Annotated in this window: 16 protein-coding genes; 12 read left to right on the top strand and 4 right to left on the bottom strand. The window is 35.1% G+C overall.

Translation table 11 applies throughout. The features are described 5' to 3' along the window. Positions 1–9 precede the first annotated feature (9 nt). The 10 genes from HM990_RS10195 to bshA all read left to right on the top strand — a co-directional run bounded on the left by HM990_RS10195 (position 10) and on the right by bshA (position 13,564). Positions 10–1,128 carry an N-acetylmuramoyl-L-alanine amidase family protein gene (locus HM990_RS10195; RefSeq protein ID WP_178988839.1) on the top strand — a complete coding sequence of 373 codons (1,119 nt, stop codon included), beginning with the start codon at positions 10–12 and terminating at the stop codon, positions 1,126–1,128. A gap of 54 nt (positions 1,129–1,182) precedes the next feature. Continuing rightward, entirely contained in the window at positions 1,183–2,130 is a 948-nt protein-coding gene (locus HM990_RS10190; RefSeq protein WP_178988838.1) for an MlaD family protein, read from the top strand. A gap of 12 nt (positions 2,131–2,142) precedes the next feature. Next, the gene (locus HM990_RS10185; RefSeq protein WP_178988837.1) at positions 2,143–3,456 is read left to right on the top strand and encodes a (Fe-S)-binding protein; all 1,314 of its coding nucleotides are present in this window, start codon (positions 2,143–2,145) and stop codon (positions 3,454–3,456) included. A gap of 183 nt (positions 3,457–3,639) precedes the next feature. Further along, positions 3,640–4,422 carry a (Fe-S)-binding protein gene (locus HM990_RS10180; RefSeq protein ID WP_178988836.1) on the top strand — a complete coding sequence of 261 codons (783 nt, stop codon included), beginning with the start codon at positions 3,640–3,642 and terminating at the stop codon, positions 4,420–4,422. 286 nt (positions 4,423–4,708) lie between these two features. Then, positions 4,709–5,230, top strand: a complete 522-nt coding sequence (locus HM990_RS10175; protein ID WP_178988835.1) for a PH domain-containing protein — start codon at positions 4,709–4,711, stop codon at positions 5,228–5,230. Continuing rightward, complete coding sequence (locus tag HM990_RS10170) at positions 5,217–6,710, top strand: PH domain-containing protein (RefSeq protein ID WP_178988834.1); 1,494 nt, start codon at positions 5,217–5,219, stop codon at positions 6,708–6,710. Before HM990_RS10175 ends, HM990_RS10170 begins: the two co-directional genes overlap by 14 nt. Before the next feature lie 34 nt (positions 6,711–6,744). Continuing rightward, entirely contained in the window at positions 6,745–7,230 is a 486-nt protein-coding gene (locus HM990_RS10165) for an ABC transporter ATPase (RefSeq protein ID WP_178988833.1), read from the top strand. A 138-nt stretch (positions 7,231–7,368) separates the two neighbouring features. After that, positions 7,369–8,592, top strand: a complete 1,224-nt coding sequence (gene serB, locus HM990_RS10160) for a phosphoserine phosphatase SerB (protein ID WP_178988832.1) — start codon at positions 7,369–7,371, stop codon at positions 8,590–8,592. A gap of 604 nt (positions 8,593–9,196) precedes the next feature. Further along, on the top strand, positions 9,197–12,157 hold the full coding sequence (locus HM990_RS10155; protein ID WP_178988831.1) for a glycoside hydrolase family 3 N-terminal domain-containing protein: 2,961 nt from the start codon (positions 9,197–9,199) through the stop codon (positions 12,155–12,157). Between the two features lie 270 nt (positions 12,158–12,427). Beyond that, the gene (gene bshA, locus HM990_RS10150; protein WP_178988830.1) at positions 12,428–13,564 is read left to right on the top strand and encodes an N-acetyl-alpha-D-glucosaminyl L-malate synthase BshA; all 1,137 of its coding nucleotides are present in this window, start codon (positions 12,428–12,430) and stop codon (positions 13,562–13,564) included. Between the two features lie 191 nt (positions 13,565–13,755). On the opposite strand, the gene HM990_RS10145 is transcribed toward bshA, so the two are convergent. Then, complete coding sequence (locus tag HM990_RS10145; RefSeq protein ID WP_178988829.1) at positions 13,756–14,277, bottom strand: DUF7935 family protein; 522 nt, start codon at positions 14,275–14,277, stop codon at positions 13,756–13,758. A gap of 129 nt (positions 14,278–14,406) precedes the next feature. Between HM990_RS10145 and HM990_RS10140 the strand changes: the two genes are divergently transcribed. Both HM990_RS10140 and HM990_RS10135 read left to right on the top strand, forming a co-directional pair. After that, positions 14,407–15,978, top strand: a complete 1,572-nt coding sequence (locus HM990_RS10140) for a hypothetical protein (RefSeq protein WP_178988828.1) — start codon at positions 14,407–14,409, stop codon at positions 15,976–15,978. A 229-nt stretch (positions 15,979–16,207) separates the two neighbouring features. Continuing rightward, complete coding sequence (locus HM990_RS10135; protein ID WP_178988827.1) at positions 16,208–18,547, top strand: ATP-dependent helicase; 2,340 nt, start codon at positions 16,208–16,210, stop codon at positions 18,545–18,547. 45 nt (positions 18,548–18,592) lie between these two features. Here HM990_RS10135 and HM990_RS10130 read toward each other — a convergent pair whose 3' ends face one another. The 3 genes from HM990_RS10130 to HM990_RS10120 form a co-directional block, all read right to left on the bottom strand. Next, entirely contained in the window at positions 18,593–19,474 is an 882-nt protein-coding gene (locus tag HM990_RS10130) for a hypothetical protein (RefSeq protein WP_178988826.1), read from the bottom strand. 59 nt (positions 19,475–19,533) lie between these two features. Further along, on the bottom strand, positions 19,534–20,493 hold the full coding sequence (locus HM990_RS10125) for an aspartyl protease family protein (protein WP_178988825.1): 960 nt from the start codon (positions 20,491–20,493) through the stop codon (positions 19,534–19,536). A gap of 82 nt (positions 20,494–20,575) precedes the next feature. After that, positions 20,576–21,439: an alpha/beta hydrolase gene (locus tag HM990_RS10120; protein WP_178988824.1), complete on the bottom strand. Its 864-nt coding sequence runs from the start codon at positions 21,437–21,439 to the stop codon at positions 20,576–20,578. Between the last annotated feature and the right edge of the window lie 20 nt (positions 21,440–21,459).

Here is a 21,459-nt window from a genome sequence, read left to right as displayed (position 1 = left end):
AAATTAAATATGCAAACGACACAAAAACCTTCAATAGTATTACTAATTCTTTTATTTATAAGTACTTTAACATCTTATGCACCTTTGCATGCGCAAGAAGATAAGTTTGTTGTGGTTTTGGATGCTGGTCATGGCGGTCATGATTCCGGAAATATTGGCAATGGTCATAGCGAAAAAAATATAGCACTTAAAGTGACCTTGGAAGTAGGTAAAGAACTAGCTAAAAATCCAAACATTAAAGTCATTTACACGCGCAAGACAGATGTTTTTGTGGAGTTACACGAACGTGCCAATATTGCTAACAAGGCCGATGCCGATTTATTTGTATCTATCCATTGCAATGCACATAGCTCACAGGCTAGTGGAACGGAAACTTTTGTCTTAGGCGAGAAAAATACCGGTCGTAATTTTGATGTGGCAAAACGAGAAAATGAAGTGATTTTTTTAGAGGATAATTACAAGGAAAATTACGAAGGTTTTGACCCGAGTTCCCCAGAATCAACAATTGCCATAGGAATTGAACAAGAAGTTTACGTAGAACAAAGTATCGTTTTAGCACGAAAAATTGAAGATAATTTTATAAGCAAAGCCAAGCGAAAGAGTAGAGGGTTAAAGCAAGCGAGCTTATTAGTAATTAGAAACACCTATATGCCAAGTGTTCTGGTTGAAGTTGGTTTTCTAACCAATAAAAGTGAAGGCAGTTATCTCAATACTGCAGCCGGCCAAACCAAAATGGCAACCGCTATAAAGACCGCAATTTTAGATTATAAGAAAGAATTGGATTTAAATGTTGGAAGTCATATTATGAGTGCCGATCCAGAAATTACGATAGGCATAGAAGCAGAAGATCCACCTAGAATTATAGAAGGCGTGACGTTTAAAGTCCAGATTGCAGCCAGTTCTAGGGACTTAGAACCTAAATCTTACAATTTTAAGGGGCTTTCGGATATCACAAGGGAATATACAGGTAAGGTTTATAAATATTTTAGCGGAAAAACTTCAGATTATAATGAAATTATACGACTTCAAGAAGCAGCTAGAAAAGGGTATTCGGGTGCGTTTATTGTAGCCTACAAAGGAGGCAAAAGAATTAGCATGTCTGAAGCTTTGAAATCTGACTCCGATTAAAAATTTTATTAAAATATTTATTCCTAATTTTGTTTCAAATCAAAAATAAGCCCATTGAAAATTTCAAGAGAAATTAAAACAGCAATACTAGTCATATCTGGTATCGCCCTTTTTATATTTTTATTCACGTATCTAAAAGGCGAAGATATATTTACAAGCTCAAATACCTATTATACGGAATTTGATTATAATGGTTTAACGCAATCGTCTCCAGTAACTATAAAAGGTAATAAGATTGGAAAGATAGAAGAGATTAAATACGATTTTGATTCCGGTAAAACCTTAGTAGCTTTTTCGGTAACTCCCGAATTAAAATTTTCAAAAAATAGTGTAGTCAGGCTCTACCAAACCGGATTAATGGGAGGAAGTGCCTTGGCAATTATTGATGCTAAAGACGGTAATATAGCCCAACCGAGAGATTATATTAAGTCCGAAGTCAAGGAAGGTGTTATATCGTCATTGGGAGAGGATTTCTCTGGTTTAAGTGAAGGATTGGGTACAACGCTTAAATCTGCAGACACTTTAGTGAGTAGTTTGAATACCTTAGTTGTTGACGACTCCGAAGATGGATTAAAACAGGCCATTGCTGAATTAAATGCCACTTTAAAATCGTTTAAGAATGTAGCATTCACCGCCAATAACCTGATTAGCAAAAACGATGATAAAATTGCGTCTTTATTAGAAAACTTTGACAATACAGCCGCAGAATTATCTGTTTTAGTCAAAGGCCTAAATGAAGCGGATTTAGCCAATACAGTTAAGAATCTTGACGACATGATTCTGAAATTCAATCAATTGGCATCTGGTTTAGAAGCGGGAGAAGGGTCTATTGGCAAATTATTGAAAGACGAAACTCTCTATGATAATTTAGAAAGTGCTTCAAAAGAATTGGAGCTTTTACTATTGGATATTAAGCTGCATCCTGCACGATATAGACGTATTTTGTCTAAAAGGGAAATTCCTTATGAGGAACCTACCCAAGAGGAATTAAACAACAACTAGAGTTATCCAAACATGGAATATTTACCAAATATCATATTTGCCATATTTTTAATCGCTGGTATCGGCTATTTTGCTAAAAATGTTAAAAAGCTGATCCGTAACATTAAGTTAGGTCACAAAGTTGATGCAAGCGATCACACTTCAGAACGTTGGAAAAACGTCGTGAATATTGCTTTGGGACAGAGCAAAATGGTGAAACGACCGGTTTCTGGTTTTCTTCATGTCATTGTTTATGTTGGCTTTGTGATTATCAATATTGAAGTCTTGGAAATTATTATCGATGGTATCTTTGGGACACATCGCATAGGTCTGTCCATATTACCAGAATCTGTATATGGTTTCTTAATTGGATCGTTTGAAATATTGGCGCTTTTGGTCTTGGTATCGGTAATTATATTTTGGATTCGTAGAAATGTTATCAAAATTAGACGTTTCATTGGTTCAGATTTAAAAGGCTGGCCAAAAAGCGATGGAAATATTATTCTCTATTTTGAAGTGGTGCTCATGATTTTATTTTTAGTGATGAATGCTACCGATACGTCATTTCAAAACATGGAAGCAGGAAATGTAGTTTCACAATTTATAGCTCCTTGGTTCGAAGGCTTATCAGCAGGAACACTTTTCACAATTGAAAGAACCGCTTGGTGGTTGCATATTGTGGGTATTCTTGTGTTCTTGAATTATTTATACTTCTCAAAACATTTACATATTCTCTTGGCATTCCCAAATGTGTACTATGGAAAAGTGGTACCAAAAGGAAAATTCAATAATCTAGGTGCCGTTACGGCCGAAGTAAAATTAATGATGGATCCAGATGCAGATCCTTATGCTGCACCAGCGGAAACTGCAGAAGATGAAGTGCCAGCAAAGTTTGGTGCCAGTGATGTAATGGACTTGTCTCAAGTACAATTACTAAATGCATATACCTGTACTGAATGTGGTCGTTGTACAAGTGAATGTCCTGCGAACTTAACAGGAAAGAAATTATCGCCTCGTAAGATTATGATGGATACACGCGATCGATTGGAAGAGGTCGGGAAAAACATCGATGCCAACAACGGTGAATTTAAAGATGATGGGAAACAATTATTAGGCGACTATATTACAAACGAAGAGCTTTGGGCTTGTACCACCTGTAACGCCTGTGTAGAAGCTTGTCCTGTAAGTATTGATCCACTATCTATTATTATGGATATGCGTCGTTATTTAGTGATGGAGCAAAGTGCTGCACCAATGGAACTGAATAACATGATGACCAATATAGAAAACAATGGCGCACCTTGGCCTTATAACCAAATGGACCGTTTGAATTGGAAAGACGAGTAGACATAAGTTATGTATTAAACATTAAATAAGTGTTTTAATGTCAGTCTGAGCGCAGTCTAAGACATTATAGAATATTTAGTTTCAAATCATTCCGACTGCCTACCTGGTCGTAAGACAGGCGATCAATGTGACAGCTAATTTGTCATAATAAGCAGAGGAATTTAAAATTTTAAACTCAAAACAATGAGCGAGCAACTAAAAGTGCCAACCATGGCAGAAATGATGGCAGAAGGCAAACAACCGGAAATTTTATTTTGGGTGGGCTCTGCTGGTAGTTATGACGACAGGGCAAAAAAAATAACCAGAGCTTTTGTAAAGATTCTAAACAAGGCAAATGTCAATTTTGCCGTTTTGGGAACAGAAGAAAGCAATACAGGCGATGTGGCCAAACGTGCTGGTAATGAATTCTTATTTCAGATGCAAGCCGTTATGAATATTGAAGTGCTCAATGGTTACGAAGTCAAACGTATTGTGACTTGCGATCCACATTCTTATAATTGTATTAAAAACGAATATCCAGGTCTTGGTGGAAATTATGAAGTGATTCATCACACCCAATTTATAAAGGAATTGATAAGCTCTGGACGATTAACGTTAGAAGGAAACACGTATAAAGGCAAACGCATCACATTTCATGATCCCTGTTATTTGGGAAGAGGCAATGGTGTATATGATGCGCCAAGAGATGTGCTTAAAAAAACCAATGCAACGCTTGTTGAAATGAAACGCCACAAAAGCACAGCCTTGTGTTGTGGTGCAGGAGGCGCGCAGATGTTTAAGGATGCAGAACCAGGAGATAAGGAAGTCAATGTGCTTAGAACCGAAGACGCTTTAGAGACACAACCACAAATCATTGCTACAGGTTGCCCTTATTGCAATACTATGATGACTGATGGTGTTAAGTTTAAAGAAAAAGAATCTGAAATTAAGGTATTGGATATTGCGGAGTTGATTGCTGATGCTTAATTATTTGCAATCTGTTCATCGAGTGGATTGTCCCCTTGAGGATTAGTGAGAAATATAATAATTTTGTTTCGAAGCTACCGAGCAAAGCTCATTAGTGGTGTAATTCTAATGGTAACTATTTTTTTTGAGACTGAGGGCTTTCAGATTTTTAAAATCTAAAAGGTCTGGAAATGGTAAAATGAATTTTAGACCAATAATCTAGCGTATCGAATTTTGTCCAGATTAGAGATAATTCATGAAATCAGTGTCGAAAAAATATTCAAAAAAAACCTAATCTAAACAAACAATGAACTTCACAAACCTCCAAATAGAAACCGATAGCTTACCAAAAGTTGAAGACCTCGATTTAAAACCAATTTCAAAATCATATTTCAAAATTATTATACTGAATCAGTTGGCCCTTTATGCGATTTTAATAGGTTTGGTTTTTGGAATACGCTATTTTATCGAAAAGGAAGAAGAGGTACAGCTCAATTTAGGTTATATGCTTGCCATAGTCTTAGGATTTTGTGTTGTCAATTTCTTCATTAGTTTTTTAGCCTTTAAAAAACGGAAATATGCCATCCGCGAGCATGATGTGGTGTATTCCAAAGGTTTAATTATTCATTCCGTAACCACAGTGCCGATGTCCAGGATACAGCATGTGGAAGAATCCCGAAGTTGGTTGGCACGACATTTTGGGTTGGCCACACTCAAAATTTTTACAGCAGGAGAATCAGGAAGCGATTTAAGCATCAAAGGGTTGCCACATCTCGAAGCCAAGCAAATAAAGGAAATCATTAGCAATAAGGTTAATGGAAACAACTGATTTCTCACAACCACAAAGGCAATCTTCTAAAGGCATCATTATTATTTTTGCGTTTAATGCCGTGACGTTTTTTAAAAAGTTCTTTGTGCTTTTTATTGCTTTTGGAATTTCCATACTGAAAAGCAAATCCATTGGAAATGTGACACCAACGATGATGTTTTTGGCATTAATCGCTGTATTGCTCATTATTTTGGTGATTGCCATTCTAAAATATCTCAATTTCAAATTTCATCTCAGTAATGACGATTTCCATCTAGCAACAGGAATCATCAATAAAGACAATACCATTATTCCCAAGTCAAAAATTCAGAATGTCTATATCAAACAAAATTTTTTACAGCAAGTAATAGATGTTGTTTCAGTAAAAATTGAAACGGCAGGCGATAAAAAATCTGAAATTGAAATCAGCGCTTTGGATAAACCAACTGCTTTACTATTAAAAAAGAAGCTATTCCATAAATCCACAGTTGAAAATACGCAAATTGAAGACATTGAAGAAAAGAACATATTCTTTAAAGTTACGCCAAAACGCCTATTGTTAGAAGGTTTGTCTGAAAATCATTTTAAAAGTTTTCTGATAATATTTGCCTTTGTTTTCGGACTCTACAGTGAATTTGAACAGTATTTAGAAACCTTAAGGGTGGAAGATCATATCGCAGATCTTGTAAGACTCGATGACGATACATTTTTTAACCTATTAGTGACTAATCTAGTGATTATTATAGCGGTTGTATTCATTTCGTTTTTATTTTCAGTCGTAAAAACCTTTATCATTAATTTTAATCTTGAAGTTGTTGAGCATCAGAAAACCGTAGAAATAAACAAAGGTCTTTTCAATAAAATATCTTTGAGCTTAACACCAAGTCGCATTCAGAATTTGGTGATTACCACAAATCGGGTGAAGCAGTATTTTAATTTACATAGCCTGTCCGTGAAACAAGCCATGGTAAATGCCAAGCAGCAAAAGAATTTTAAAATAGTTGCATTAGAGAAGGAGCAGCTCAACTATTTAACCGATAAACTCTTAACAAATTACAGCAACAATGGCGAGACCGAAAAACCCAGACCATATTTTATGCGAATTTCGGCAATGAAAATGTTATTTTTTCTATTGGTTATCAATGGTATGCTTTTAGGTTTATTTGGCATGGAATTATTATGGATGAATATTCTTTTTGTTCCCTTGGCAATGCTTTATGTTTATTACGCCTATAAAAAAGCGTATTATAGAATTTCCGACGACTTTGTAACCATTGGAAGTGGCGTCATTGATACCACAACCAATATTCTTGAAATTCATAAAATTCAAGCCGTAAAACTGAAACAGACCATTTTTCAAAAACGAATACAAATTACTTCTGTAGTGATTTATACGGCTTCAAAATCGGTAATGATTCCGTATATCAACGAAAAAAGGGCCTGTAAAATTTACAATTTCTTATTATATAAGGTGGAATCCCAGGAAAGAGATTGGATGTAATGTGTTATTTTTGCTTTTAGAAATTATAAAAAATATGCTAGTCGAATTCAATACCTTACCAGAAACATCCAGAGTTTGGATTTATCAAGCCAACCGTTCGTTTTCAGACGAAGAGTTGGAGCAATTGAGAACACAATTAGATACCTTTATAGAAGCTTGGACAGCGCATGGCAAAGATTTAAAAGCCGGTTATAAGTTGGTTTACAAACGATTTATAGTAATTGCCTTAGACCAACAACTGAATAAGGCAACGGGTTGTTCCATTGATGCATCGGTAAATTTTATTCAACAATTAGAACAGCAATACAACGTGGATTTAATGGACAAAATGAATGTCTCTTACAAGCAAGGCGAATTTATTGCGCACAAACCATTGATCGACTTTAAAAAAATGGCTCAACAAAAAGCTGTTTCTAAAAACACTATTGTTTTTAATAATCTCGTAACGAATATTGCGGAATTCAATGAAAATTGGGAAGTGCCTGCGAGTGAAAGTTGGCATAGTAGGTTCGTGAAGTAGTTTTGAGTTGAGGGTTTCGAGTTATGAGTTCAGAGTTCAGGTTTCGAAAATTAACCATCAACAATCGTAAATCCCTTCGTAATTCTAAAATTGTATATCGTTATTCTTAATTCGTAAATCAAAAAATCGTAAATCAAATTGGCAACAGACATTTTTTTATTAAACATTTCAGGACAAGATAAACCTGGATTAACTTCAAGTTTAACAGGTGTTTTAGCGGAATACGATGCTAAAGTGTTGGATATCGGACAAGCTAATATTCATGATACCTTGTCTTTAGGAATCATGTTTGAAATTAAAAAAGGCAAAAAATCCTCGGCTGTTCTTAAAGATTTATTGTTTAAGGCCTATGAGCTTGGAATCAAAGCCAAATTCACACCGATATCATTGCAAGATTATGAGAGTTGGGTGGACCAACAAGGAAAGGATCGTTATATCGTTACTATTCTAGGGGAAAAATTAGCCGCGGAACAAATTTCAGAAGTTACTAAGATCATTTCAGAAAAGAACTTAAACATCGATTCCATCAAACGATTGACCGGACGCTTGTCATTGGTGAAAAAGGAAGAGTATCCAAGAGCCTCTATACAACTGTCTATTCGAGGAAAAATCAGTGACAAAACGGATTTTACCACAAAATTCATGGAAATTTCCAAGGAGCTGGATGTGGATATTGCGTTTCAAGAAGATACGATGTTTAGGCGTAACCGACGATTGGTTTGCTTTGATATGGATTCTACTTTAATTCAAACCGAAGTTATAGACGAGTTGGCAGAACGTGCAGGAGTAGGTGCGGCAGTGAAAGCGATTACAGAATCTGCGATGCAAGGCGACATCGATTTTAATGAAAGTTTTAAACAAAGAATGAAACTATTGGAAGGTTTGAGCGAATCTGTTCTACAAGAGGTTGCTGAACATCTTCCGATTACCAAGGGGGCAAAACGCTTAATAGACACCCTTCATTATTACGGTTATAAAACAGCAATTCTTTCAGGTGGCTTCACCTATTTTGGACATTATTTGCAAGAAAAGTTAGATATCGATTATGTCTATGCCAATCAATTGGAAATTAAAGAAGGTAAGTTAACAGGTGGCTATCTTGGCGACATTGTAGATGGCAAGAAAAAAGCAGAATATTTACAACTGTTGGCAGATAATATGCAGATAGATATCAGTCAAACGATTGCAGTTGGAGATGGTGCCAATGATTTGCAAATGCTAAATTTGGCAGGTTTAGGTATAGCGTTTCATGCAAAACCAAAAGTAAAGGATAATGCGCAAAGTTCTATTTCAAGTATTGGATTAGATGGTGTGTTGTATTTATTGGGCTACCATGACCGCCATATTGATTTGATGTCGTAGGTTGTTCTGTTAAAATTTACGGATCTTTTGTTAGAGAACAAGTATTGAGGTTTACCGAGTTTCCATGGTAGATTTTCATATTATATTATGTAAGCCTACATAAAGCTATATTTCAACACCTAAATTCCGGCAACGTCGGAATCAACGATTTTCAGAAATAATGAGCAACAATATAGTTATGAAAATATCTCTAGGATTGGAATTAAATGGTAAAATAAAACACGCAAATCTTAAGGTATTAGCGAATGGTGCTTTAGCAATTTCCTAACAAATCGTTTTGATTTTTTGGTTCGTTTTGCATCAAGGCAAAATGAACATATTAAAAAATGACCTTATTAAAAATACATTTACCTGTCGAATGATGTTTTTGAAATTTCCTCAATCAACAGAATGGTATTATACAACGTATTATATTGTGTAGGCTACCTTGTCCGACATATTGAATTGTTAGGGAAGGTTGTTCCTGAAAACTTAATTAACCCATTAATCTAAAAACCATATCAGCACAATCAAAAATCTATCATAAAGTCTTTTTACTTCCTATTAAATATGCTAATTTGGCACATTATTCGTTATCAAACCTATAAACGATAAAAGATTTTCAATGCGTTACTTTGCCCTTTTTCTTATATGCAGTTACTTTCAAGTTAGTTTTGCACAAAATTATACTGAAAAGCCACTTCAAACTAAAGACTCTATCCAACAACAGAAATGGGTAAATAATCTTTATAACTCCATGTCACTTGAAGAGAAAATCGGCCAATTATTTATGGTTCAAGTGTTTTCGAATCAGGGAAGAGCCCATGAAAATGATATCGCCAAGTTAATTACCGAACAACATATTGGAGGTTTGATCTATTCTAAAGGTGGTCCTATTCGCCAAGCAAAACTGAATAATGAATTACAAGCGGCTTCTAAAATTCCATTGTTGATAGGTATGGATGCAGAATGGGGTTTGAGCATGCGCTTAGATTCCACTTATGCCTTTCCTTGGAATATGACTCTTGGTGCAATTTCAGATAATAAATTGGTAGAACAAGCCGGACGACAAATCGGAGAACATTGCAGACGCCTTGGTGTTCATTTTAATTTTGCACCAGCCGTAGATATCAATACCAACCCCAAAAATCCGATTATTGGTAACCGATCTTTTGGAGAAGATCGGGATAATGTTACTGAAAAAGGCTTAGCCTTTATGAAAGGTATGCAAAGTGCAGGAACTTTGGCTAATGCTAAACATTTTCCTGGTCATGGCGATACGGAGAAAGATTCGCATTTAGAGTTGCCAACTGTTAATTTTAGTGCCAAACGAATCGATTCTGTTGAGCTTTATCCCTATAGAAAACTGATAAAGGAAGGTTTAGCGAGTGTCATGGTGGCGCATTTGAATGTACCGAGTTTAGAAGCACGACGAGGATTCCCTTCATCGTTATCCAAACATATTGTAACTGATATTTTAAAAGGGCAATTAGGTTTTAATGGTTTGATTTTTACAGATGCCTTAACCATGAAAGGTGCTGCAGATTATGTTGAAAAAGGCGTAGATGGCGCAACGAGAACAAAGAGTTTGGTAAAAGGAGGCGAAATTGACTTAATGGCATTTTTAGCAGGAAATGATGTGATGTTAATGTCTGAAGATCCAGAAAAAGGTATCGCTAAATTTGTTGAAGCCTATAATAATAAAACCATTACAGAAGAACGATTAGCACATTCAGTGAAGAAAATTCTGATGGCTAAATATAAAGTCGGACTGAATAATTATTCGCCGATTGGCATTTATAATTTAGAAAAAGACTTAAACCGACTTAAAGATGATTTACTCTATGAAGAACTCATGGAAAATGCCATTACGGTTGTAAAAAACACCAATTCATTGTTACCACTTCGAGATTTACAAACGAAGAAAATTGCGTATGTAACCCTTGGCGATGATGAGGGTTCCGTGTTTTTGGACGAATTGAAAAAATACACCAAAGTTCATGAGATCAAAGCCGATAAATTGGATGCTATAATTACAAAACTTCAGAATTACAACACCGTCATTATTGGTTTTCACAGGTCTAATGCCAGTCCTTGGAAAGATTTTGAATTCTCACAAAAGGAAATGGCTTGGTTGTACGAAATTGCTAGAACCAATACCGTTATCCTAGATGTTTTCGCTAGACCCTATGCGTTAAACGATTTGTTATCTGTTGAAAATATAGAAGGTATTGTAATGAGCTATCAGAACAGTAAAATAGCACAAGAAAAATCGGCACAATTGATTTTTGGAGCCATTCCTGCAAAAGGAAAACTGCCAGTTAGTACTGGGCAATTTTTTCCGGTAGGTACAGGAGAATCATATAATTCATTGATGAGTTTAAGTTATGGTTTACCGGAACGCGTTGGTATGGATTCTCAATTATTAAGCCGAATAGATTCTGTTGCCAATCTTGCTGTTAATGGTAAAATGACGCCTGGAATTCAATTGTTGGTCGCGCGAAAAGGAAAAGTGATTTATAACAAGAATTTTGGTTATCATACTTATGCCAAAAAGAATAAAGTTGATTTTGATGATATTTATGACGTAGCGTCATTGACAAAAATATTGGCAACATTACCTGTTTTAATGGAGCTTGAAGAAAAAGGGTCCTTAGCGCTCGATGATAAACTGAGCAAGTTAATACCAGAATATAAAAACACAAATAAGAAGAATGTAACCTTAAAGAAAATGTTGTCGCACTACGCGCAGCTCAAACCGTGGATTCCGTTTTATTATGCCACATTAGATACGGTTTCTCAAAAACCAGATCCTAAATATTACAGAAAAAAACGTACTAATGGTTTCGAAATAGAGGTTACTAATACGCTTTTTATGCGCAATGATTATAAGGATTCCATTCAGAAAATCATACAAGAAAGCGATTTACTATCAAGTTTACGATATCGCTATAGTGATTTACCTTATTATATTCTGAATGATTATTTGGAAGACTTTTACGATAAGCCCTTAAGTGAAATTGCTGAGGATCGTTTTTATAAATCCTTAGGAGCAAATCACACCACCTACAATCCACGAAAAAAGTTCAGTTTAAAAGATATTGTACCAACAGAAATAGATAACTATTATCGCTATAAAAAAGTGCATGGCTATGTCCACGATATGGGAGCTGCAATGCAAGGCGGTGTAGGAGGTCATGCAGGTATTTTTAGTAATGCCAACGATGTAGCGAAAATAATGCAAATGTATCTGCAAAAAGGCTTTTATGGAGGCAAACGGTATCTTGAACCTGAAACAATAGATAAATTTAATTACTGTTATTATTGTGGTAACAATAACCGACGCGGCATCGGATTCGATAAACCTCAGTTGGGCGATGAAGGACCAACCTGTGGTTGTTTATCCATGACCAGTTTTGGGCATTCAGGATTTACTGGAACTTATGCTTGGGCAGATCCCGAAGAAGAAATTGTATATATCTTTTTAGCCAATAGAACCTATCCTCAAGCTGGTAAAAACCTATTACTCAGAGAAAATATTAGGACTGAGATTCAACGTTTGATTTATGAAGCGATTATTGAATGAAGTGCCTAGAGTTAGAAGTACTTAAAGTGCATAAAGTTTTTATAAAGTGTTTAAAGTTACAAGTTAGAAGTACTTAAAGTTAAAAAAGGACTTCGTTAAAAAGTACTTAAATTTAAATCAGGACGAAGTGAAATCACTAACTTTATCAACTTAGAACTAGAAAAAGACTGACATAATAAATGTGCAAGAAGTCTGGATTGAAAACAACCATAACCAAACACATAACCTTAAGTACTCAAAACTTTAGGCACTTATAACTTAATACAAAACATGAAAATAGGAATAGTTTGTTACCCAACATTTGGAGGAAGTGGAGTAGTAGCTACGGAATTGGGCTTAGAGCTTTCAAAACGTGGTCATGAGATTCATTTTATAACCTACAGTCAACCTGTACGATTAGAGTTGTTGAGTAATAATGTTCATTTTCATGAAGTCCATGTGCCAGAATACCCATTATTTTTGTATCAGCCTTATGAGTTGGCTTTATCGAGTAAATTAGTAGATATGGTAAAATTGCATGGGATTGAATTATTGCATGTGCATTACGCCATTCCTCATGCTTATGCGGCATATATGGCACAACAGATGCTTATGGATGAAGGGATTTTAATTCCTATTGTCACCACATTGCACGGCACAGATATTACGTTAGTGGGAAGTCATCCATTTTACAAACCTGCAGTAACTTTTAGTATTAATAAATCTGACGCTGTAACTTCGGTTTCAGAAAGTTTAAAGGAAGATACCATGCGTTTGTTCAATATTAAAAGAGATATTCACGTCATACCTAATTTTATAGATTTAGAAAAATACGATCATAATTTTACAGATTGCCAACGTGAAATGATGGCCACTAATGAGGAGCGTATTATAACACATATTAGTAATTTCAGGGAGGTTAAACGAATTCCGGATGTGATCAAGATTTTCTATAACATCCAAAAAGAATTACCGGCAAAATTGATGCTGGTAGGCGAAGGTCCGGAAAAAGAAGCTGCAGAGTTACTTGTTGAGGAATTGGGGATTTCCAATCGTGTGGTTTTCTTTGGGAAAAGTCACGAAATAGATCGAATTCTATGTTTTAGTGATCTATTCTTGTTACCCTCAAAAACTGAAAGTTTTGGTTTAGCAGCCCTTGAGGCTATGGCGAGTAGTGTACCAGTTATTTCTACCAATACAGGCGGATTATCTGAAGTAAATGAAGATGGTTTTTCAGGATTTTTAAGCGATGTTGGTGCTGTGAATGATATGTCGGAAAACGCCATAAAAATCCTATCTGATATTGATACCCTGAATCAGTTTAAGGTCAATGCCAAAGCACAGTCCAAAAAATTCGATCTCAGAAAGATAGTACCTATGTACGAAGCTATTTATGAGGAAACTTTGAAGTCCTTTATGGTACATTGAAAGGGGGCTAAGTCCGCAGTTGGCAGTCTTCAGTTCTCAGTCCACAGTAAAAAGTGTAAAGCAGTCAGAGTAGAGTTTTAGCAGATGCCTCCGTATTTTTAGAGTTTAGGCTTTTAATATGACTTGGCTTTCATCTCCAGATCCAACCTTCCAACTTCATTATTTATTTTTAATTCTTCGTTTTTCATTATTCACCACATCTCACTTACTTCCTGTTTAATAAAAGAAAGCGCAGCTTTACTAGGCGCAGGTTTGTCCATAAGTTCTGTTAAAATCACCTCTCGAAGTTTGTTTGCTGTATCCGTTTTTTCGTTTATGGTTGCTTTTCTAATCAACTGAATAGTCGCGTTTTTTGCCGCTTGTGTTATCGACCAACATTGGTCACTAACATAAATCTGCTGCGATAAATTATGTTCAAATTCTTGCTCAATTGTTGCTATGAGTAAGCTTTCGTAATCTTCCTTATATGAAGAAGTTGGATTAACTCTTGTTAGTAATTTTGAAGGTGCAATGCGCTCTAAAAAAAGTGCCATACGCTCGTAAGCTTGTAAACGCAAAGGGAAGGTTTCTTTTTGCAAATCTTTCTGTAAAAGAAAGCGTCTTCGGCTGTTTTCATTTTCAATATGTTGCTTAAAGAAATAATAGGCAATTGCACCAACAACTAAGGCAGGAGCGATACTAAAAATGAGTTCTATGATGTTATCAATATCCATTGAAATTATTTTATTAGGTTAAGATTAATATGTTATTCGTTAAGAAATTCTCAGGCTTATGCGTAAATTCAATCACGAATCTGTAAAGTTAATTTATTTTAAAGATTTTGAAAACATATCAATGAAACTATGAATCAAAAGCAAAAAAAGTTCGGGATAATAATTGCTATAGTAATAGCGATAGTGATACTATTAATTGTTATTGCAAACCTAATTATAGAAAATAAAATAACTTCTGCTATTGAGGAATTGCCTGAATCGGTAAAAGTGGATTATGCTTCAATAGATGCCAATGTTTTAACAGGCAATTTAGAATTTGTCACGCCATCAATTACTATTACTGGTGAAACTACGAGTAAAACTATTATCGATGCGAAACTTAACGCCATAAAAATTAATGATATCAGTTATTGGGATTTCTTATTTAGTGATAAAATTTCAGTAGAAGAATTGAGTATTGATCGACTGATAACAAAATACAAGCATAATCCTGTGGTACAGAACGAAGATTACAAAAGTGGATTTGTAGATAAAATAAAACAGATTATTGCTATCGAAAAAATCAACATTAATAATGCAGACCTTTTAGTTGCCGAGTATGATACTGATTCAATAATTTTAAGTGTCCCGAAATTGAATTTTGAATTAAAAGACTTTCAGATCAATCCAAAGGCATCAAACAAAGAAAAGAAAATTAACTGTCAAGATTTTAAATTAACGGCTATAAACTTGAAATGGGCAACCAATGAATTTGATGACTTGTTCGCAGATTCGATTCTTGTTACGAATAACAACGCGACTTTAAAAAACTTCAAACTAAAAACAAAATATGACAGAGATGAATATTCAAACATTCTGAAAACTGAGCGCGATCATTTTAATATTATTGTAAAGGAAGTCAAAATATCTGATATGGATTTTGGTTTTAATGATGCTAATCAATTCTTTTTCAATTTGAATAAAGTCCAGTTAATTACACCTAAAACCGAAATCTATAGAGATAAACTAGTAGCGGATGATGAAACTTATAAACCTTTATACGGCACAATGCTAAGAAATTTGAATTTTGAATTAGGATTGAATACTGTAGAAATATCAGAAGGAAAAATTTCATATTTAGAGAAGGTAAAATCAGATAAAAAAGCAGGAATACTTGATTTTACCAATATGAATGCTACAATTAAAAATTTAGGAAACATATATGGCGAAGCGGAAACAGTTATTAAGGTGAATACAAGTTTTATGGAAGATTCTCCTTTAGAAGTCAACTGGAATTTTAAAGTCTCAGATACAACAGATCAGTTTATATTTAAAGCAGATCTCGGTTATGTAAATGCCGCAAAGATGGATCAGTTTACACAACCTAACCTAAATGTTGATTTTAATGGCGAGTTGGAACAGACCTATTTTACAATTAATGGAAATCCCAGAAATTCAAATGTGGATTTAAAAATGAAATATGAGGATTTTGAAATTGCAATAATGCAAAAGGATGGAAAAGAGAAAAACAAGTTTTTATCGACCATAGCCAATTTGTTTGTTTCGAAAGATAGTGAAAACGATAAAGATGCTTACCGCTATGGGCATGAGAACAATATAGAGCGTGATGTAACCAAATCCGTGTTTAATTTTATTTGGTTAAATGTGAGGGAAGGCTTGCTTTCAGCAATGACAGGTGATGGTAAAAAGGAGACTAAATAATTTTAAATCATTTTTAAATTGCCGTAATCTTAAAGGTTCTTTTTCTGTGAATCTCATTCCCATCTTTGGACATCGATGGCAATCTGTTAATATTATAAAGTCTTTAAGCGAAACAATCTTATATCTAATAGCGAAGCGGTCTTTTAGTCTTATGTTTTAAAATTTATCCTATTTCAATGCGGAAAACTATAAGACAATCCGTAATTTTACTCCTTCAAAAAAAATCAGCTTGGAAAAGTATCTCAGTCAACTTAATGACGCACAATTAGCACCTACATTACAGGTCGATGGCCCAATGATTATCATTGCTGGCGCAGGTTCTGGTAAAACCCGTGTGTTGACTTATCGTATTGCTTATTTAATGAGCAAAGGTGTGGATTCCTTTAATATTTTGGCTTTGACCTTTACAAATAAAGCGGCTAAGGAAATGAAGGGGAGAATCGCTGATATTGTTGGCGATAGTGAAGCTAAAAACCTTTGGATGGGAACGTTTCACTCTGTTTTTGCCAAAATTTTACGCTTTGAAGGGCATCATTTAGGTTTTCCAAGTAATTTTACAATTTACGATACTCAAGATTCACAGAAATTAATGGGTGCCATTATTAAAGAAATGGGGCTTGATAAGGATATTTATAAAACGAAACAGGTATATAGCCGCATCTCATCTTATAAAAACAGTCTCGTCACTGTAAAGGCGTATTTTAGAAACCCAGAACTCATGGAAGCCGATGCTATGGCAAGGCGACCGAAAATGGGAGAAATCTACAAGGAATATGTGGAGCGCTGCTTTAAAGCAGGAGCCATGGATTTTGATGATTTATTGCTAAGGACCAATGAGCTATTAACCCGTTTTCCAAATGTGTTAGCGCAATATCAAAATAAGTTTCGCTATATTTTGGTCGATGAGTACCAAGATACCAACCACTCGCAATACCTCATTGTAAGAGCATTGGCAGATCGTTTTCAGAATATCTGTGTGGTTGGAGACGATGCGCAAAGTATCTATGCATTCCGTGGCGCAAATATCAATAACATCCTGAATTTCCAAAAGGACTATGATGATGTTAAAATGTACCGTTTGGAACAGAATTACCGTTCTACAAAAAACATTGTTGGTGCTGCAAATTCGGTAATTGAACACAATAAAACCAAACTCGATAAAATAGTTTGGACAGCAAATGATGTTGGGGAAAAAGTGATTGTTCACAGAGCCATGACCGATGGTGATGAAGGTCGTTATGTAGCTAGTACAATTTGGGAAACCAAAATGAACAACCAACTTCATAACAGTGATTTTGCCGTTCTATATCGTACCAATGCGCAATCTAGAGCTATTGAAGATGCGTTGAGAAAACGTGATATTCCATACCGAATATATGGCGGTTTATCCTTTTATCAACGTAAAGAAATTAAAGACGTCACGGCTTATTTGCGTTTAATTTTGAATTCTGCTGATGAAGAAGCCTTAAAACGTGTCATTAATTATCCAGCTAGAGGCATTGGCCAAACAACGGTCGATCGATTGATAGTTGCGGCAAATGCTACAGGAAAAACAATTTATGAAGTTATTAAGGATATTGATTCCATTTCCATCAATATCAATAATGGGACAAAAAATAAACTTCGTGATTTTGTAACACTTATAGAAAGTTACAAAGTAATGAACCAAACCGCAAATGCATTCGATCTGGCCGAACATGTAACCAAAACTAGTGGTTTAATCAGAGAACTAGGGAAGGACGGAACACCAGAAGGAGTGACCAAGCTCGATAACGTTCAAGAATTACTCAATGGTATAAAGGACTTTGTGGAAGGCCAAATGGAGCTGGCAGATGCTGGCGATTCGTTAGCTGAATTTTTAGAGGATGTCGCTTTGGCAACTGATTTAGATGCTGATAAAGGCGATCCAGACCATGTGGCTCTAATGACCATTCATTTGGCTAAAGGATTGGAATTCGGGCATGTTTTTATCGTTGGTATGGAAGAGGATTTGTTTCCAAGTGCTATGAGTATGAACACACGAAGCGAATTGGAAGAAGAACGACGGTTATTTTATGTCGCTTTGACGAGAGCCGAAAAACAAGCCTATTTAACTTATACATTGTCTCGATATCGATGGGGAAAATTAATTGATGCCGAGCCAAGCAGATTCATTGAAGAAATTGATGATGAGTTTGTGAATATTACGACACCATTAAAAGAACGTTTTAATCCTATGTTAGACGCCTCCATATTTGGAGATATAGAACCAAATCGTGTAAGATTTGCAAAACCTAAAACAGCTAAAATGGCCAAGAAAAAGACGAAATCCAAACCTGAAAATTTTGAGATTAGTGCACCGAAAAAAATGAAACCGGTGAAAAAAACGAAGTCAAGTGCATCTGCGAATTTATTTGATTCTAAACTAACTGTTGGTGATGTTGTAAACCATCAACGTTTTGGTAGAGGTGAAGTCATTAAGTTAGAAGGCAAAGGTGCTGATGCTAAGGCGGAAATAAAATTCCAGAATGGTGATACCAAAAAATTGTTGCTGCGTTTTGCGAAACTTGACGTTCTTAATACAAAGTAGTGAAAGGAAACAATTTTTGCGACGCTTGAATTTTTAAATGCATAATTATTTTACCATACAGACCGAGTTGATATTCCCTTCGCCATCATATTCTTTTACGGAATTATGAGGATCTGTAATCCATTGGCCATCTACAATATATTTGTAATGATGTTTTCCACCGGATAATCTTTTAGTGTACGTCCAGCAATTATCGGTTTTGGTCATTTTATAGTCTTCTTCAGACCAATCATTAAAATCGCCACTTAAGATTACGGTATTGGCATTTTCAAAATCACATAATCGAAACGTCACATTTTTTTGAACGTCAATAACAGAATTGTAGCTACTGTATTCATTTCCGATTTTTGACGGATTTTGTGGGTCTTCCATCCATTTTCCATCAATGATGAATTTGTATTCATAAATGTCCGGTTTTAGTTGTAGCGTTACTTCCCAACCGTCGTCAGTAGGTTCCATGATAAAACCAGTTTCATCCCATCGATTAAACGTACCACTCAAAATAACTTTTTTGGCATCCTTAAAACCTTTCAGCTTAAAATTCACATTACCATAATCGGTAGCAAAGGCACTATAAAATTTCAGATTATAAACCATTAAGGGAAAGCCATATGGATCTTTGGCACCGACGCTATTTTCAAAGTCTGGAGTCGGTTCTGCCCAGTGTTTACCGTTGACTATAAACTTAAACTCCCAACCAAAATCGGATGTAAATAATGACAGATCCTTTTTTAATTGATAAATAGAATCATTCATCTTGGTCATTGGCCATTGATCTAAAGCCCAATTATTGAATTCTCCCGAAACATAAACATCATCAATTGTATCTCCATTATTTTTGATATTAGGATAGTCATTGACATTAAATATAAAAATGACGTCTTCGCCTTTAATATCATAACCCTTTAAAGTTTTGCTTTGAGCCATGGATTTAAAGGCGCACAGAAATGAGATGAGAAGAAAAAAAAGAAAGTGTTGTTTTATTTTCAAGGCTTTATAATCGGAAACTTAATAAAATAGAGTTTCTGTTTTTTGTAATTAATAATCGTTCGTTGTTGAGCGAAAAATTCAAAGCCTAATATGCCATCGAGATGGCTGCTAAATGCACTGTTCATTTGTCTTAAATTAGTTAGTACAGTTTTCATTGGGCCAAAGTAAATTGAATCGTTCAACTTAACTCTATACAATTTCCCTGCCATAACTTTCATTTGCTTACCACTAGCACCTGTTAGCTTTAATTCTTTGCTAGGATAAAAATAGTCTAAAATTTCTGAATCTAGATTTTTATTCAATTGATTATACTCTGCACCTGTGTCCAATCCAAATTTCACGTCATTGTTGCCGATTTTTGCATCAATAATTATGGTGTGCCTTTTTAATTGAAAATCAATACTGTCGTTAATGGTTTCAGCATATACTTTATGAGATAAAAGTTCGCCGTTCTTATCTATTTTTGTTAAGGTAATTTGATTTAGGTGCATATCGATAAAGACTTCAAATTCCTTCAATATGCTGTAACCAATAATTCCTAAAACTTCAATTTTTTTAATCTTTTCAATATGGGATAAATCAATCACATCGGCATTTAAGTTTTCTAAACGAAAATCTTCCAAACTCAACGCATCAAGGTATTTGGCTTTTACATTTTCAATTTCACGATGAACTCCACTTCGTTGCTCTCCATCGTTCCTGTATCGTCTTGAATGCTTAAAATGAACACTATTTAGTATCAATGTCTCAGAACCGGTATCAATAATAAAATTACCTTCCTTATCCAATAATTCAACTTCAACTACAATAAGTTGGTCAATAACTTTAAATGGAATCCTTGTGGTTGACGCATTTACAAATTCTGCTTTGGTAAAAACAATAGGAGGGTTATATTCCGTAGCAAAGAGTTTTGCTGAAATAAACAAGACGATGATGATTTTGATTGACTGATGCATACTTAATAGACTATGAATCTACTAGTATTGTTACACTATTTTAAATTTTTAACATTTTTAAATTGAATTTTATGACTAAACGCTATAAATGTGTTTCAATAAAAGCTTTCAATTTTAAAGTCGTATCCAACAAATTAAGCCCAAACCAAACATGACCTTCCGTAGGATATAAGGTGAATTCATGTGTAACATTCAATTCCTCAAGTTTATCTCGCATGGCTGTTCCTTGACTTGTAGGGATTAACGGATCTTGACCTCCATAAAACAAAATGGTTGGTGGCGCAGAAGCGGTAACGCGATGATAAGGACTCGCTTCTTCTAAAAATGGTATAGAGGGATCAACTCCAAATGCATCTATGATGTCTTGCAGTAACGGATCTGTGTTGTTTAAGTAAGCTGGATCGGTAAAATTAGTCGGTCCAACCACGCTGCAGACCATATCTACTTGATTGTCTGTGTCAAAAGCATAGCTCCACAATAACGATAAATGGGCACCAGCACTCACACCAACAAAACCGATATCATCAGAAATGGTATAGAAATTCTCGTTAGTTTCTAAATAGTTAACAACGCTTGTGATATCATTGATCTGCATCGGATAAGGTGGGTTGTCATTATCTGCCAATCTATAATTCATATTCACAACGGCATATCCAGGCATTTGATCTTTTATGTATGCTGCATAGGGACTCATATCCACTTTATCTCCAGAAGTCCAGCCACCTCCATGAACCAAAATGACCGTTTTAGTCGCTGAAGTACGGTTTGCAGGCAAGTACAGATCGAACACTTGGCCGTTCTCGTTGCCATAAGAAATATTCAGTTCTTCGTAAACTTCAAGTGGATTTAAGACTTCAATTTCCGGGTCATCAGAATTATCAGACGTACAAGACATCAAGGTAGAAATTGAAAGCAAAAAGATGAATACTATTTTTAGTGGCTTCATATTGAAAAATATAGTTACTT

Source organism: Winogradskyella schleiferi, from assembly GCF_013394655.1.
GTDB classification, from domain to species: Bacteria; Bacteroidota; Bacteroidia; order Flavobacteriales; family Flavobacteriaceae; genus Winogradskyella; species Winogradskyella schleiferi.
The sequence above is the reverse complement of the archived record's forward strand: the minus strand, read 5'-3'. Positions and strand labels throughout refer to the sequence as shown.